The following is a 611-nucleotide window of genomic DNA, read 5'->3' as shown; positions in this document are numbered from 1 at the left end:
CCGCAGCGGCCGGTCCGCGGGCCGCTCCTGCCCGTACGTCGCCAGCAGGGCCTGCGCCTCGATCGGGTCGCCCAGCGCCGTGCCCGTACCGTGCGCCTCGACCGCGTCGACCTGGTCGGGCGTCAGCCCCGCGTTCGCCAGCGCCTGCCGGATGACGCGCTGCTGCGCGGGACCGTTGGGGGCGGTCAGGCCGTTGGAGGCGCCGTCCTGGTTGACGGCCGTGCCGCGGATCACCGCGAGGACACGGTGCCCGTTGCGCTCGGCGTCCGAGAGGCGTTCGAGCAGCAGCAGTCCCGCACCACCGCCCGCGAGCGCCAGCGCGCACTCGCCGCGGCGCAGCGCCTGCGCGGCGAGATGCACCGCGACCAGCGACGACGAGCACGCGGTGTCGATCGTCAGCGCCGCTCCCTCGAAGCCGAAGGTGTAGGAGATGCGGCCGGAGGCGACGCTCGTCTCGTTGCCGGTCAGCAGGTATCCCTCGAAGCCGTCCGGCGCTTTGGTCAGCCGACTGCCGTAGTCGTCGTACATCACGCCGGTGTAGACACCGGTGTCGCTGCCGCGCAGGCTCGCCGGGTCGATACCCGCGTGCTCCAGCGTCTCCCACGCCGTCT

The 611-nt window shown here is 73.6% G+C and carries 1 protein-coding gene; it reads right to left on the bottom strand.

The features are described from left to right. The coding region (locus IH54_RS0138810; RefSeq protein WP_031526363.1) for a beta-ketoacyl synthase N-terminal-like domain-containing protein at positions 1–611 on the bottom strand (611 nt) is incomplete at both ends.

The organism is Streptomyces sp. NRRL F-5123, assembly GCF_000721495.1.
Lineage (GTDB): Bacteria > Actinomycetota > Actinomycetes > Streptomycetales > Streptomycetaceae > Actinacidiphila.
The sequence above is the reverse complement of the archived record's forward strand: the minus strand, read 5'-3'. Positions and strand labels throughout refer to the sequence as shown.